The organism is Acinetobacter sp. 148 (assembly GCF_031196675.1).
In the GTDB taxonomy this organism is placed as follows: domain Bacteria; phylum Pseudomonadota; class Gammaproteobacteria; order Pseudomonadales; family Moraxellaceae; genus Acinetobacter; species Acinetobacter baumannii.
Window position 1 is genome coordinate 184,961 of the sequence record NZ_JAVIMT010000085.1, and the last position, 14,962, is coordinate 199,922.

A 14,962-nucleotide genomic window follows, 5' to 3' on the forward strand; every position below is an offset into this window, starting at 1 on the left:
AGTTTTTAAGCACGTTCAAGTAAAACGGCAACTGCTGGCAATGTTTTTCCTTCAACAAATTCAAGGAATGCACCACCACCTGTTGAAATATAACCAATTTGATCAGCTACATTATATTTATCGATCGCAGCTAAAGTATCACCACCACCAGCAATTGAGAATGCATCAGATTGTGCAACTGCAAGAGAAAGTGCTTTAGTACCTTCACCAAATTGATCAACTTCAAATACACCAACAGGACCATTCCAAAGAATCGTTTTTGAAGTTGTTAAAATATTTGCAAATGCTTTAGCTGTTTCAGGGCCAACATCCAAAATCATATCATTTGCTGTTACATCTTCAACTTTCTTAATTACTGCTTGCGCTGCTGCCAAAGAACCTAAGAAATCTTCGAAGTTAATTTGTGAAGCATCAGCTACAACTACATCTGTAGGAAGTGGAACACTTACTTTAGCAGCAATTTGTTTTGCAGTTTCAACCAAGTCAGCTTCATATAAAGATTTACCAACATTGTAACCAGCAGCCGCCAAGAAAGTATTTGCAATACCACCGCCCACAATCAGTTGGTCACAAATACCAGATAATGAATTTAATACATCAAGTTTTGTTGAAACTTTAGAACCAGCGACAATTGCCACCATTGGTTTTTCAGGTGTTTGCATTGCACGGCCAAGTGCATCTAATTCAGCAGCCAATAATGGGCCTGCCGCTGCAACAGGTGCAAAACGCGCTACACCTTCTGTAGAAGCTTCTGCACGGTGAGCAGTACCAAAAGCATCCATTACAAACACATCACATAGAGCTGCATATTTTTGTGCAAGTTCAGGATTATTTTTCTTTTCACCCGGATTAAAACGAACATTTTCAAGCAAAACAACTTGTCCTGCTTCAACTTCAACACCATCTAAATAATCAGTAAATAATTTAACTTCTTGACCTAATGCTTCAGTTAAATATGCAGCCACTGGTGCAAGTGATTGTTCAGGCTTTGGCTCACCTTCCACAGGACGACCTAAATGTGAAAATACCATTACAGCAGCGCCTTTTTCTAAAGCAGCTTTTATTGTTGGAAGTGCGGCACGTAAACGAGCATCGCTGGTAATCACACCATTTTTAACAGGAACGTTTAAATCTTCACGAATAAGGACACGTTTACCTGCTAAATTAAGGTCAGTCATGCGCTGAAAATTCATGTAAAGCTCTCTTTATGATTTTAAAAACGCGCCAATTTTAAATGATTACATCAAAAAAGGTTAGTTTTTTTGCATAAAAGCTGTAGAAAGCCAAAGTTTTGATTATGATAGAGGTAGTCATCTAATATTTCATCCATTATGTCTATTCATCCAGATCCACAAATTAATCGTTTAAATGTTTTAGGTGAACCCTTAGCAAGCTGTTGTTTTGACCCTATTACTGGCTACTTCCGGAATGGTTTTTGCCATACAGCCGTAACAGATCTTGGTCAACATACGGTGTGCGCCCAAATGACTTCTGAGTTTTTAAATTTTTCACAAAAAGTCGGAAACGATCTGATCACTCCTCTACCTGAAGCAGGCTTCCTTGGCCTACAACCGGGAGACTTCTGGTGCATTTGTGTAACTCGTTGGGTAGAAGCTTATCAAGCTGGTCAAGCCCCCCCTGTTAAACTTCATGCTTGTCATCAAGCTGTATTGAGCTATGTTCCATTAGATGTATTAATGGAATTTGCAGTGTAATGAAACAACCCAAAATTATTTTGGCATCAAGCAGTCAGACACGTAAAGATTTAATGAATCGTTTAGGAATCGAATATATCTGTATTAGCCCAGATATTGACGAGAGTCCTTGTGGTGAAACGCATGCCGATGATTTAGCAAAAAGACTGGCATTTACTAAAGCACAGGTAATTGCACAAAAAAATCCTGAAGCAATTGTAATTGGATCAGATCAGGTTGCATGGCGAGAGCATGCTCCTCATGATTTTATTGGCAAACCCTTAACAATTGAAAATGCCAAAGCTCAATTAGCAGCAAACTCTGGCCGAACAGTCTTTTTTAGTACTGCTTTAAGTGTGCAGTGCCTTGAAAAAAGTTTTGAACATACACTTGTTGAGCATTATCAAGTTAAGTTTCGCAATTTAAGCGCGCCTGAAATCGAAAGATACGTCGACTTAGATCTGCCCTTACAATGCGCAGGAAGTTTTAAGTGTGAAAGTCTCGGCATTAGTTTATTTGAAAAAATGATAGGCCAAGACCAAACCACGCTGATGGGTTTACCCATGATTCAGCTTTGTCAGATTTTAAGACAACTCAATCTCCAAATTCCTTAATATTTATTAGCTTATTTATAGGTTATTTCCATGACAGAAGCTTTAACCGTTTTAGGCGGTATTACTGCTGAACAGTTTTTAACAGAGTATTGGCAGAAAAAACCATTACTTGTACGTAATGCTATGCCTGAAATTGTGGGTATGTTAGAGCCGAATGATGTAAAAGAACTCGCTTTAGAAGACCATGTAACTGCTCGTCTTATCCGTCAAAAAGATAAAAATCCAAATGAATGGCATGTAAAATCGTCTCCCTTAACTAAAGGTGATTTTCAAAAACTACCAAAGTTATGGACACTTTTGGTTCAAGCAGTAGACCATTATTCATTTGATATAGCTGAATTGTGGAAGAAATTTCCTTTTATTCCGCAATGGCGCCGTGATGACATTATGATCTCTTATGCCCCAAAAGGTGGTTCAGTAGGAAAACATTTTGACTTTTATGATGTTTTTCTTGTTCAAGGATATGGTCATCGACGCTGGCAACTCGGCCAAATGTGTGATGCAAGCACTGAATTTGTACCTAATCAACCTTTAAAGTTGCTACCAGAAATAGATGTTCATTTTGATGAAGTATTAGCTCCTGGCGACTTATTATATGTTCCACCTGGATTATCACATTATGGCGTTGCCGAAGATGATTGTTTAACTTTCTCCTTTGGTTTCCGTATGCCTAATATTTCAGGCATGATCGATAGAATTAGCGATCAATTTGCTACTGATGAATTACTTCAAAATCCTGTTGTCGATATTACCCGTAAGAATCCTCCTCAAATTGGGGAAATAAACACGGAAGAGTTGGCTTATTTAAGAGATTTAGTGCTAGCTCAATTGAAAAATTCAACAGTACTTGATGCTGCCCTCATGTCGTACATGAGCGAGCCTAAATATCCAGACAATATTCCAGAACCAGATGAAATAGAGGTGGAAGACCTAAATGCTATTTTGTCAGAAGGCTATGAGCTGCTACTCGAACCTGCTTCGCGTCTACTTTATACAGAACAAAATGGCGTTTTAAAGTTTTGGGGTAATGGAGAAGAATTACCGATTGTGGAATCTTTTGCCACCCAACTCAAATCGATTGCCGATGGGAAAAGCATTCCTTTCAATAGTGAGCTTAACAATACAGATATTTTAGAAAACATTGTTCAATTATTAAATAATTCAATTCTTATGTTGTTACCTCCTGCAGAGTAATACTAACTAAATATATAAAAAGGAGAAATTATAAAATTTCTCCTTTTTTCTTTTATAAATAAATGTTTAAATATACCAATCTTTAAATCAAAGTTATAAAGGCCCACTTATAGTAAAAAACCACCTTACCAAATCAAAAAATTAACTACTAAACATAGCTATTCAATTATAAAAAAATTAATGCTTAGCATTGAGTTTTGTTCTTTTATTATTTTTAAAAAACCTATTTTTTTCTATCAATAACAGTCAATACAATGTAAAATTTCGCGTTCGTGCTTTTTATTTGTACACTCGACCTTTAGGCTAATAGCAAAATATTTGTGTGAGGCTACTAAAATATGTCAAAAAAAGATGACATTATTACCACTGCTTTAAGACTTTTTAATTCATATAGTTATAATTCTATAGGGGTAGATCGTATCATCAGTGAATCTGGTGTAGCGAAAATGACATTTTATAAATACTTTCCTTCAAAAGAGAAACTTATTGAAGAGTGTTTATTATTAAGAAACTCACTTTTACAAAATTCTCTTACTGCGGCAATCTCTAAAGAAGACGAAACCACCCCACTAGCTCGTATTAAAGCCATCTTTTTATGGTATTCAGATTGGTTTAATAGTGAAGACTTTAATGGTTGCATGTTCCAAAAAGCCTTAGAAGAAGTATTAAAACAATACCCGTCAACACATCAACCAGCAACTTTATACAAAATCTGGTTAACACAATTAATGCAAGATCTTCTTATTCAATATGAAATTAAAGAGTCTCGACCTTTGGCATTGCTTTTAGTCAATATTTTAGAGGGTATGACCATTCAAGCTCAAGTTGAGCATGGTTCAGTAAAAATTGATGACTATTGGAAGCGTGTAGAGAAACTCATTGAATTTGAAAAAATTGCACATTAAAAAATAAAGCGTGATATTATTCTTCTTATCTTGTTGAATCTTCTTCTTATTCATCACGCTGCGTCTGAAAGTCATTCTAGCTTAGAGTTTGACATTTTTTAAATTATCATCCCAAACTAGAATATACAGACCTGTCTGTACATGGTCGATTATAACTTTAGAAAATAAAAACACAATCTTTTTTTCTTGCCCTTTTATATATAAATCAGATTTAACTATTGATAGAGAGAAAAATAGAATTTATTTTCTTTGACTTTGTTTCATTTATACTTAACAATTACGCTTCTCACACAAAGCAACACTTTTGACACAAAACAAATACAAATTCTTGTTTTACCTTAATAATGTTATATATTTATCAATTACACTTATAAACCTTTTCAACAAAAACAATTGGATTGATTAGTTTTGCTACATTCATTTTCTTAAGATCAATCTATACTATGCCGGCCATATTGATATAGGTATAAAGTATGAAAGATGGACTCCAAATTGAAGAAATGAAAAATGCGGCGGATTCAGTCGTAGGAACATTAAAATCTTTAGCTAACACTGACCGTTTATTAATTTTATGTCACTTAGCCCATGAGGAGTTAAATGTCTCTCAAATTGAAGAGAAAACACAAATCACCCAACCCACCCTTTCACAACAATTGATGATGCTACGTAAAAGTGATGTCGTTTCAACACGACGTGATGGCAAGCAAATCTTCTATTCGATCAAGGATGATAAGATGCATTCAATTTTAAATATGCTTTACCAGTTATACTGCATAGAATAACTGCTCTAAACTTATAAAATTATAATAATATTAATGTATTCCTGAAATATGCGATTTTTCAACTTGGTAGCTGGTAATTATCCGAGCAAAGAGGATTGAAAATTCGCGTAGTTTTTCTAGCATTCCAATCTATTAAAAAACAAAAATAACCTCTCCTATTTCTTTTTATATCTTTTCTCCCTCTTCACTAATTTTTATGGCAAATAATAAGAACTTAAGGTTACTGGCTGTAATATAAGCAAAACATCAAATGCCAAACTTTAACCAATCAATTTTCTTTATTTAAAAACAAATACTTAATATTACCAAACCTTATAAAACTGATGACTTGATATAAAAAAGCTTAAGATTCACATCACTTACGTATAAAATACTCAGCTTGTTCAACCTTTAGCCATGAATAGGTTAATAAGGCCTTTATATGCTTGAATTCTTTTCTCGATTAAGCTTAGTCACTAAAATTATTATCGCCATTATTTTAGGGATAGGCGTCGCACTATTATTTCCAACCGTTACGCCGTACTTAAGCTTGTTTGGTGAACTATTTATTAAAGCATTAAAATCGGTTGCTCCTATTTTAGTCTTTGTACTGGTTCTCTCATCTATTGCCAACTTCCAAGTCGGTCATAGTGCAAATTTACGCCCAGTATTACTACTCTATGTAGTAGGTATGTTATTAGCTGCTTTTAGTGCTGTGATCGCTAGCTTATCTTTTCCTAGTACGCTTTATCTCAACACTGTTTCACATAATAATTTGCAAGCGCCTGGTAGTCTCGCTGATATATTAAAAAATCTGCTTTTAAGTTTTATTGCAAACCCTGTTCAAGCAATCAGTGAAGCGAACTTTATTGGTATTCTTGCGTGGGCAATTGGTCTCGGCTTAGCAATGCGCCATAGCTCGGATACAACCAAACAAGTAATGCAGGATGTTTCACATGCTGTAAGCGCTATTATTCATAAAGTCATTGCGTTTGCACCTGTTGGTATTTTCGGTCTAGTTGCAGTAACTTTTGCAGATGCTGGACTAGCAACACTTGAAAGTTATGCACAATTACTTGCTGTTCTATTAGGAACAATGCTGTTTGTTGCTCTAGTGATTAACCCAATTCTGGTAGGTTTAACAATTCGCGGTAATCCCTACCCATTAGTATTTAAATGCTTAAAAGAAAGCGGTATCACAGCGTTCTTTACACGCAGCTCAGCAGCTAATATTCCTGTAAACCTTGATTTAGCTGAACGTTTAGGCGTAAATCCTTCAACTGCGAGCGTTTCAATTCCTTTAGGTGCTACTGTTAACATGGCTGGTGCAGCAGTTACGATTACTGTACTTACTTTAGCAACTGTGCATACGTTAGGAATTCATGTTGATTTGGCAACAATGATTATTTTATCTGTTGTAGCTACAATATCAGCATGTGGTGCATCTGGTGTTGCAGGTGGTTCCCTACTTCTAATTCCAGTCGCATGTAGCTTATTTGGTATTTCATCAGAAATTGCAATGCAAGTTGTTGCAGTGGGTATGATTATTAGTGTATTACAAGATTCAACAGAAACGGCGCTTAACTCATCTACTGATGTTTTATTTACAGCCGCAGTTGATATTCGCTCAAGACAAAACTCATAGAGAACATGCCATTTCAAAGTTTACCAAACTGGTTCCAACTTGGCGCCTTTTTACTGGCAATAAATGCCGGAATGATTAATGTATTAGGGCTTATCACCCTTTTACATCAATCGGTGTCGCATATGACTGGTAATGTCAGTATGCTAGCCATGAGTTTGGTAAACTGGCAGTTTGAACACATCATATATTTAGTACTAGTTATATTATGTTATGTATGTGGATCATTTTACAGTGGTTTTATTTTAGGCAATAGCCATTTCAAATTAGGCCGCCGGTATGGCCTTCCTTTAAGTCTAGTTTCACTATTTATTTTTCTCTGTTGGTTACTGCTGCCTTATTTTCCAAAATATGGTCTATTATGGGCTTGTGTCGCCATGGGGCTACAAAATGCAATGGTAAGTCACTATAAAGGAACCATTATTAGGACTACTCACTTATCGGGTGTCTTAACAGATCTTGGGCTTGCACTTGGTTATATAGCACGAGGTTTAAAAGTAGAGAATCGCCGCATTATTTTGCATCTACTTATTTTTATAGGTTTTCTATCTGGCGGTATAATTGCTGCTTTAGTTCACCCTTATTTAAAATTGCAATCATTTTTGCTTCCAGCAATTTTAAGCTTAACTCTCAGTATTTCGTATTGGGCAGTTTACTTTCATAGTTCTTCCTCTTCAAATTCGGATTAAGTCATGGTTAAAAATGCCTTACAAGCTCAGTTACTCAAAGCTGGTTTAGTAGACAATAAAAAAGCGAAAAAACTTACCAAACAAGCTCAGCATGAGCAGCGCACTGGTCAAAGTAATGAAGCAGAAATTAAAGCTAATATTGAAAAAGCTCAAAAAGAGAAACAAGCAAAAGACCAAGCTTTGAATCTAGAAAAGCAACAGCAACTCGAAGAAAAAGCATTAAAGGCTTCAATCATTCAAATGATCAAGCAACACAAAATTGTAGATTTTGCCGGAGATGTGGCTTATCAATTTATTGACGAGAATAAGATTAAAAAGGTTTACCTATCTCAGCAAGTTTATAATGCACTTGTTACAGGCAGTTTAGTGATTGCTAAAGATCAAGATCAATATGCTTACCTTCCTAAAGCCTTAGCTGAAAAAATTGATCAAAAAATGAAAGGATTTATTTTGATCAATAATGCTGAGAAAAATGAACAAACTACTGATGAAGAAGATCCATATGCAGCATATGTAATTCCGGATGACTTAATGTGGTAACTGTTATGAGCCTTTATCAATATTCGGATAAAGGCTCATACTGCTTAAAATAAATATTAATATTTTATCATTTATTAAAAAATTTATAAAAATTACATTCAAGCCAAATTCATTCACCACTTCATCTATTATTATCGATATAATGAATAAAACATTTTTTGTCTTTACGATGCCTTTTAGGCTTCTTCCCGATTCCAAATTTATGTCTTGACTAAATCATGTCAGTTTTAGCCAAAGATATACAACATAAACTTTGACGTGTATCCACACACCCAACAGATCAATACCTTAATTAAGTTTGATCTAACTGACTTTATTGCAAATTAAATTGCGAAATTTTACTAAAGTAGCTGATGTATAAAGGTAGTCATTCATGCTGAAGTGGTTTGAAAAACTTGTAGATCCTTATCCAACCAAAGGTTTGGATGAGCCCTTACCAACACGCTTTTTCCCATTTGTTTGGCAAGCTACTGAAGGTGTGCGTCCATATTTATTGCTACTTATTATATGTACAGCTGGTGCAGCTAGCTTTGAAGCCCTGCTCTTTTCAAAAATTGGGCAACTTGTAGATTGGCTTAGTAATAGTCAGCCTGAAAGTTTCTTAAGCCAACATGCGTCAAACATCCTTATTCTCATTAGCGTGTTATTTGGTAATATTTTATTTGTTAATATTCAATCTATTATAAAACATCAAATTTTATATAGTACTTTTCCAATGCGCTTGCGTTGGCGCTTCCATAACCTTTTATTGAAACAAAGCCTAGACTTTTTCCATAATGATTTTGCTGGTCGACTTTCTGCAAAGGTCATGCAAACAGCTTTAGCAGTCCGTGAATTCTGGATTATTTTAGGCGACATGTTGGCTTACGTCAGCATTTACTTTATTACTGTAAGTATTGTTCTTGGTGCAATCTCACCCACATTACTTATTCCACTTATGGTTTGGTTAGGGTTATTTTTATTAAGCGCATGGTTCTTTATTCCACGTTTAAGCAAAGTATCACAACAACAAGCCGATGCACGCGCTGTAATGACTGGTCGTGTAACTGACGCCTACACTAATATTCAAACTGTAAAACTCTTTGCGCATGCTGGGCGTGAAAGCCAATATGCAAAAGCGTCAATGAAAGAGTTTATGACCACAGTCTATGCGCAAATGCGTCTAGGTACTCTTTTTGAAGTTAGCATTAATTTACTGTCTGCTGTTTTATTTGTTGGGGTAATTGGTACCGCAGTTTGGTTATGGACTCAAGGTTTAGCAGCGTTAGGCGTAATTGCAGCCACTACTGCCATGATTTTAAAACTTAATAGCATGGCTGAGTTTATGATGTGGCATATGTCAGCATTATTTGAAAATGTTGGTACCATTCAAGATGGCATGCAAACACTTGGTAAGAAAATCAATATTCAAGACAAGCCAGATGCAAAACCACTTACAGTCACACAAGGTGAAATTGTATTTAAAGATGTGACCTTTGCTTATAACAATAAAAATGTCATCGATCACTTTAATCTACACATTAAAGCAGGTGAAAAGATTGGTATCGTTGGCCGTTCAGGTGCAGGTAAATCTACCCTCATCCAATTACTTTTACACTTTTATCATCTTAAAGAAGGTGCAATTTTAATTGATGGGCAGAATATTGAAGATGTTACGCAAGATAGTTTGAGAGCAAATATTGCTTTAGTTACTCAAGACACTTCTCTACTACATCGCTCAGTTGCCGAAAATATTAAATATGGCCGTCCAGATGCAACTGATCAAGATATGCAAAGTGCCGTGCATAAGGCAAAAGCAGCTGAATTTATTCCTCAACTTGTCGACTTAAAAGGACGTTCAGGTTATGAGGCACAAGTGGGTGAACGTGGTGTCAAACTGTCAGGTGGTCAAAGACAACGTATCGCTATTGCGCGTGTTTTCTTAAAAGATGCACCAATTTTAATCTTAGATGAAGCAACTAGCGCTTTAGACTCAGAAGTTGAAGCAGCTATTCAGTCTAGTTTAAATGACCTGATGGTAGATAAAACAGTTATTGCAATTGCTCACCGTTTGTCTACCATTGCTCAAATGGACCGTTTAATTGTTCTTGATGAAGGTAAAATTGCAGAGCAAGGTACTCATGAAGAATTAATTGCTAAAAATGGTATATATGCACAATTATGGAAACGTCAAACGGGCGGTTTTCTTATTGAGCAAAAAGTAGTACAGGGTCAAGATTAATGCTTTATTTAGAAGATTTAAAAATTGGTGATCGTTTTATCAGTCGTGAGTATGAAATTACACTTGATGAAATTAAACAATTTGCAAGCCACTATGACCCTCAACCTTTCCATACAGATGAAGAGTTAGCCAAAGAAGATCCAATCTTTAAAGGTATCGCCGCTAGCGGGTGGCATACCTCGGCAATTACTATGCGCTTATGGACTGAATGCATGCCGATTCATGGTGGACTAGTAGGCTCAGAATCTAGTCTACGTTGGCCACGCCCTACTCGGCCTGGGGACCGTATTCATGTTGAAGCTGAAATTTCCGCTATTACGCCATCCAAAACAAAATTGGATCGTGGTATTGTAAGCTACGTTACGCAAGCCTTAAATCAGCATGGGGATGTTTTACTTATTTCAACGACAAAAATCGTTGTCTTTAAAAAGAATGTTTAATGAATCGTTGATATGATTGTCTAACAGTTTTTATAAACTCAAATTATATTTCATGACAAGATGTGTAAGAAATGCACGTAGAAAATTGATGAGAGCAACGGAACGCATATGAAAATTACCTCAGCTCGTCAAGATCAAGGTATTCCAGGAGTCTATGGCTTATTGCTATTAGATGTAGTTTCACGTTGGGGATACAACGATGAAACATTATTTGCTCCTTTTCATCTTACTAGTGAGCAATTGGCCGATCCTGAATATCGTATTTCAACACCCGTAGCAAATGAGCTGGTCAAACATGCCTTAAATCTTACCGGTGAAAGTACACTGGGTTATCATATTGGCACTCAAATGCGTATTTCCATTCACGGATTTATTGGCTACGCGATAATGACAGCAAAAGATATTACAGAAGCGATTGCTCTCGCTGCCCGTTTTATCCAATTACGCTTACCTTTTTTACAATTATATTTTTCTACTTTCGGACCAAAAGCCACATTACAATTGCAATGTGATATTGAGTTAGAGCCTCTTCGTACTGAGATCGTTTTAGGTTTAACTATTGGTATTATGACCATGGCTAAAGCGATTACGGGTATTGAAGATTTAGCGGGCGATGTTGATTTAGACTTTCCAGAACCGGAAGGTTTTGATAAGTATAGAAGCAAGCTAAGCAGCACCATCCGCTTTAACCAGCCTCATCTAATCTCTAGTTTTGATAAAAAATATTTAGGTTTTAAGTTAGTTAATGCCGATCCAATCGCAAGTCAAATTGCTATTAACCAATGTGAAGCGGAACTATCTGCTTTAGGTGAACGCCGACGTCTAGCCATGCGTGTACGTGATATTTTAAGTAATTCTGAACAACATTACTTAAGCATAGAGAATGTAGCAGAATATTTACATATGTCAGATCGTACCTTAAAGCGACAATTGGCAGCCGAAGGTACTTCATTTTCTACTTTAGTAGATGAAGTTCGATATCGTCATGCGACCTCTCTGCTTTCGCGTACAGATTATAGTCTTGAACAAATTGCAGATGAACTTGGTTACTCGGATGTCGCAAATTTCAGTCGCGCTTTTAAACGCTGGAGCGGTCGCAGTCCGAGCAACTGGCGCAAAGACCCCTATTTATAATGTTATTAAAATATTGGACACAAGCTTAAGGAGTTGTCATGAACCATCCTTCAGAATTGAAGTATGCACGTACACATGAGTGGGTAAAAATTGAAGGAGACCTTGTTATTACAGGGATTACCGACCATGCACAAGATGAGCTTGGAGATTTGGTCTATGTTGAAACTCCTGAAGTGGGTAGCCAAGTAACAGCTGGCGAACAAGCCGGAGTTGTTGAATCAGTTAAAACTGCTTCTGATATTCATGCCCCTGTCTCTGGTACAGTAGTAGAAGTTAATACTGATCTTGAAGATGATCCGGATTTTGTAAATGAAGATCCATATGGCAAAGGCTGGATTTATAAAATCAAACCAGACAATATTGCAGATGTTGAAAAACTTTTAACAAATGCAGAGTATGAAGCTGGTCTATAATATAGATATAGTTTTAATAAAAAAACCAGTTTAGATTTAACTGGTTTTTTTATATATGTATAGATCAGATTTAAAAACCAAATTCATGAATGGGTCATTCATATGACAAAACTTGTGGTATTTTCCGGCGCCGGTATGAGTGCAGAAAGTGGAATTAGTACTTTCCGCGATAGTAATGGTCTCTGGGAAAATTATGATATACAACAAGTTGCCACTCCCGAAGCGTGGGAAAGAAATCCAGCTTTAGTTCAACGCTTTTACAACGAACGTCGTAAAAATATTTTAGAAGCCCAGCCGAACGAAGCTCATCAATATATTGCTAAACTACAAGACCATTATGATGTACAAGTCATTACACAAAATATTGATGATCTACATGAGCGTGCTGGAAGCCAAAATGTCTTACATCTACATGGCAATATTCGACTAGCGAAAAGTTCTGGGCCAGATGCACAATATACAACTCAATTTTATGAAGTTAATGGTTGGAAGCTCGATTTAGAACAGGACTTTTGTCCAAATGGTTACCCGCTTCGACCTCATGTCGTTTGGTTTGGTGAAGCTGTACCTGCTTATGAAGAAGCAATTCGTTTAGTACAAAGTGCTGATATTTTTATTGTAATCGGGTCAACATTAAGCGTATATCCAGTTGCCGCCTTGGTCCATGAGATTCCTCATTATTCCAAAGCGTATTATATAGATCCCCAAGCAGATCATTCTCGTGTTCCACCTCAATATAAATTATTAAATATGACGGCTACAGAAGGTATGCACGAGTTATTTAATCAATTGACGAGTTAATATTCCTCTTTTGATATTCTTTTTTTCTTATTAAAACCATTTTTTTCGCGTAAAATTGATGAGAAATTATTCATCTAAATAATAACTTTTCTTAAAAGACATGCTGTCATTATTATTTTTGTAACTAAAAAACTGAATTTAACTCTTAGATTTTTTAAATTATTAGTTTTTTAATAAGTTTTTATATTATTTTAAATTCATAATTAATTGATTTTATTAAACTAAATTTAATATGTAATCAAAGTTACACTTGTTTACATAAAGATACATAAAATACATCACAAAGATAACAGAGCAAAAAAATTCTTTTATGGTTGAATCTCAACCTCTTGAAATGCCGTACAAGAAAACAGCGACCTGGATTAGGTTACAATCACGGATTATGGATATAAGGACACACATCCATTATGAGTTATTTTGATCCCACCCTCATCATGTTTATGGTGTACATCGTAGCAATGGTACTTATCGGCTTATTTGCCTACCGTGCTACAAGCGACTTCTCTGATTATATTCTTGGTGGTCGTAGTTTAGGCAGTTTCGTTACTGCATTATCCGCAGGCGCATCGGACATGAGTGGTTGGTTACTCATGGGCTTACCAGGAGCGATTTATCTTTCTGGTTTATCTGAAGCGTGGATTGCAATTGGTCTAATTATCGGTGCTTGGCTTAACTGGTTACTGGTTGCTGGTCGATTACGCGTTCATACTGAAATCCAAAATAATGCACTCACTCTGCCAGATTATTTTACAAGTCGATTTGATGACCAGAAAAAGATACTTCGTATTTTCTCTGCCGTTATTATCTTGGTTTTCTTCGCTATTTACTGTGCTTCAGGCATGGTAGCTGGTGCCCGTTTATTTGAAAATTTATTCGGTATGTCATATACCACCGCCATCTGGTTAAGTGCTATTGCAACAATCAGTTATGTTTGTATTGGTGGTTTCTTAGCAATTAGCTGGACTGATACTTTCCAAGCGGGCTTAATGATTTTTGCCCTCTTGCTCACTCCAATCGTGACTTACCTCGCAATTGGTGACACAACTCAGTTTGTGACGCTTATTGAAACTGCTCGTCCACATGCATTTAACATCATTTCTGATTTAAGTGTGGTGGCCGTTTTATCTTCCATGGCTTGGGGCTTAGGCTATTTTGGCCAACCGCATATCCTTGTACGTTTCATGGCTGCTGACTCTGTAAAATCAATTCCTGCTGCTCGCCGTATCGGTATGACCTGGATGATTTTATGTTTAGTCGGTGCTGTCGGTGCTGGTTTCTTTGGTATTGCTTACTTCCAGCAACACCCTGAACTTGCAGGTGTGGTAAGTAAAAACCCTGAAACTGTATTTATGGAATTGACTAAAATTTTATTTAATCCATGGATTGTCGGTATCATTCTAGCTGCTATTTTAGCTGCGGTTATGAGTACATTAAGCTGTCAGCTTTTGGTATGTTCAAGTGCACTAACTGAAGATTTGTACAAAGGCTTCATTCGTAAAAATGCATCTCAAAAAGAGCTTGTATGGGTTGGGCGTATCATGGTTCTTGCAATTGCCGTTCTAGCAATTGTGCTTGCGGGTAACCCTGACAGTAAAGTTCTTGGCCTTGTTGCTTATGCTTGGGCTGGTTTTGGTGCTGCATTTGGGCCACTCATCATCTTGTCATTGTTCTGGAAACGTATGACTTTAGAAGGTGCTTTAGCAGGTATGATCGTAGGTGCTGTTGTTGTAATCGGTTGGAAAAACCTTTTCGCAAGCACTGGTGTTTACGAAATTATTCCAGGCTTTATCTGTGCATTTATCAGCATCATCGTAGTAAGCTTGATCAGCAAAGCGCCAAACTCTGATGTGACTGGTCGCTTTGAGCAAGCAGATAAACTCTATAAAGAAAGTACATAACTCATTGAAATAAATA

The 14,962-nt window shown here is 36.4% G+C and carries 15 protein-coding genes; 14 read left to right on the plus strand and 1 reads right to left on the minus strand.

The window, feature by feature from the left end; genetic code table 11:
• Nucleotides 1-5: 5 nt before the first annotated feature.
• Nucleotides 6-1,193: a phosphoglycerate kinase gene (locus RFX69_RS16245; protein WP_001011093.1), complete on the minus strand. Its 1,188-nt coding sequence runs from the start codon at nt 1,191-1,193 to the stop codon at nt 6-8.
• 138 nt (nt 1,194-1,331) lie between these two features.
• On the opposite strand from RFX69_RS16245, the gene RFX69_RS16250 reads away from it, so the two are divergent.
• From RFX69_RS16250 to putP, 14 genes are all read left to right on the plus strand, one after another.
• Nucleotides 1,332-1,715: a DUF2237 family protein gene (locus RFX69_RS16250; RefSeq protein ID WP_249497927.1), complete on the plus strand. Its 384-nt coding sequence runs from the start codon at nt 1,332-1,334 to the stop codon at nt 1,713-1,715.
• Complete coding sequence (locus tag RFX69_RS16255) at nt 1,715-2,308, plus strand: nucleoside triphosphate pyrophosphatase (RefSeq protein ID WP_000812873.1); 594 nt, start codon at nt 1,715-1,717, stop codon at nt 2,306-2,308. The genes RFX69_RS16250 and RFX69_RS16255 overlap by 1 nt, the downstream gene beginning before the upstream one ends.
• 30 nt (nt 2,309-2,338) lie before the next feature.
• Nucleotides 2,339-3,502: a cupin domain-containing protein gene (locus RFX69_RS16260; RefSeq protein WP_289332449.1), complete on the plus strand. Its 1,164-nt coding sequence runs from the start codon at nt 2,339-2,341 to the stop codon at nt 3,500-3,502.
• Nucleotides 3,503-3,840: 338 nt separating this feature from the next.
• Nucleotides 3,841-4,407, plus strand: coding sequence for a TetR/AcrR family transcriptional regulator (locus RFX69_RS16265; protein WP_289332448.1), 567 nt, complete (start codon nt 3,841-3,843; stop codon nt 4,405-4,407).
• A gap of 473 nt (nt 4,408-4,880) precedes the next feature.
• The gene (locus tag RFX69_RS16270) at nt 4,881-5,189 is read left to right on the plus strand and encodes a metalloregulator ArsR/SmtB family transcription factor (RefSeq protein WP_000651464.1); all 309 of its coding nucleotides are present in this window, start codon (nt 4,881-4,883) and stop codon (nt 5,187-5,189) included.
• Between the two features lie 421 nt (nt 5,190-5,610).
• On the plus strand, nt 5,611-6,813 hold the full coding sequence (gene sstT, locus RFX69_RS16275) for a serine/threonine transporter SstT (RefSeq protein WP_000889007.1): 1,203 nt from the start codon (nt 5,611-5,613) through the stop codon (nt 6,811-6,813).
• Between the two features lie 5 nt (nt 6,814-6,818).
• Nucleotides 6,819-7,499 carry a YoaK family protein gene (locus RFX69_RS16280; protein WP_001116532.1) on the plus strand — a complete coding sequence of 227 codons (681 nt, stop codon included), beginning with the start codon at nt 6,819-6,821 and terminating at the stop codon, nt 7,497-7,499.
• A 3-nt stretch (nt 7,500-7,502) separates the two neighbouring features.
• Nucleotides 7,503-8,039, plus strand: coding sequence for a DUF2058 domain-containing protein (locus RFX69_RS16285; RefSeq protein ID WP_000240310.1), 537 nt, complete (start codon nt 7,503-7,505; stop codon nt 8,037-8,039).
• A gap of 373 nt (nt 8,040-8,412) precedes the next feature.
• On the plus strand, nt 8,413-10,260 hold the full coding sequence (locus RFX69_RS16290) for an ABC transporter ATP-binding protein (RefSeq protein ID WP_289332447.1): 1,848 nt from the start codon (nt 8,413-8,415) through the stop codon (nt 10,258-10,260).
• Nucleotides 10,260-10,700, plus strand: coding sequence for a MaoC family dehydratase (locus tag RFX69_RS16295; RefSeq protein WP_000966086.1), 441 nt, complete (start codon nt 10,260-10,262; stop codon nt 10,698-10,700). The genes RFX69_RS16290 and RFX69_RS16295 overlap by 1 nt, the downstream gene beginning before the upstream one ends.
• 108 nt (nt 10,701-10,808) lie before the next feature.
• Nucleotides 10,809-11,834, plus strand: a complete 1,026-nt coding sequence (locus RFX69_RS16300) for an AraC family transcriptional regulator (protein WP_000705524.1) — start codon at nt 10,809-10,811, stop codon at nt 11,832-11,834.
• Nucleotides 11,835-11,872: 38 nt separating this feature from the next.
• Nucleotides 11,873-12,247 carry a glycine cleavage system protein GcvH gene (gene gcvH / locus RFX69_RS16305; RefSeq protein WP_001016343.1) on the plus strand — a complete coding sequence of 125 codons (375 nt, stop codon included), beginning with the start codon at nt 11,873-11,875 and terminating at the stop codon, nt 12,245-12,247.
• A 102-nt stretch (nt 12,248-12,349) separates the two neighbouring features.
• The gene (locus RFX69_RS16310; protein ID WP_000164256.1) at nt 12,350-13,048 is read left to right on the plus strand and encodes a Sir2 family NAD-dependent protein deacetylase; all 699 of its coding nucleotides are present in this window, start codon (nt 12,350-12,352) and stop codon (nt 13,046-13,048) included.
• A gap of 407 nt (nt 13,049-13,455) precedes the next feature.
• Nucleotides 13,456-14,946 carry a sodium/proline symporter PutP gene (gene putP, locus RFX69_RS16315; RefSeq protein ID WP_000119795.1) on the plus strand — a complete coding sequence of 497 codons (1,491 nt, stop codon included), beginning with the start codon at nt 13,456-13,458 and terminating at the stop codon, nt 14,944-14,946.
• Nucleotides 14,947-14,962 lie beyond the last annotated feature (16 nt).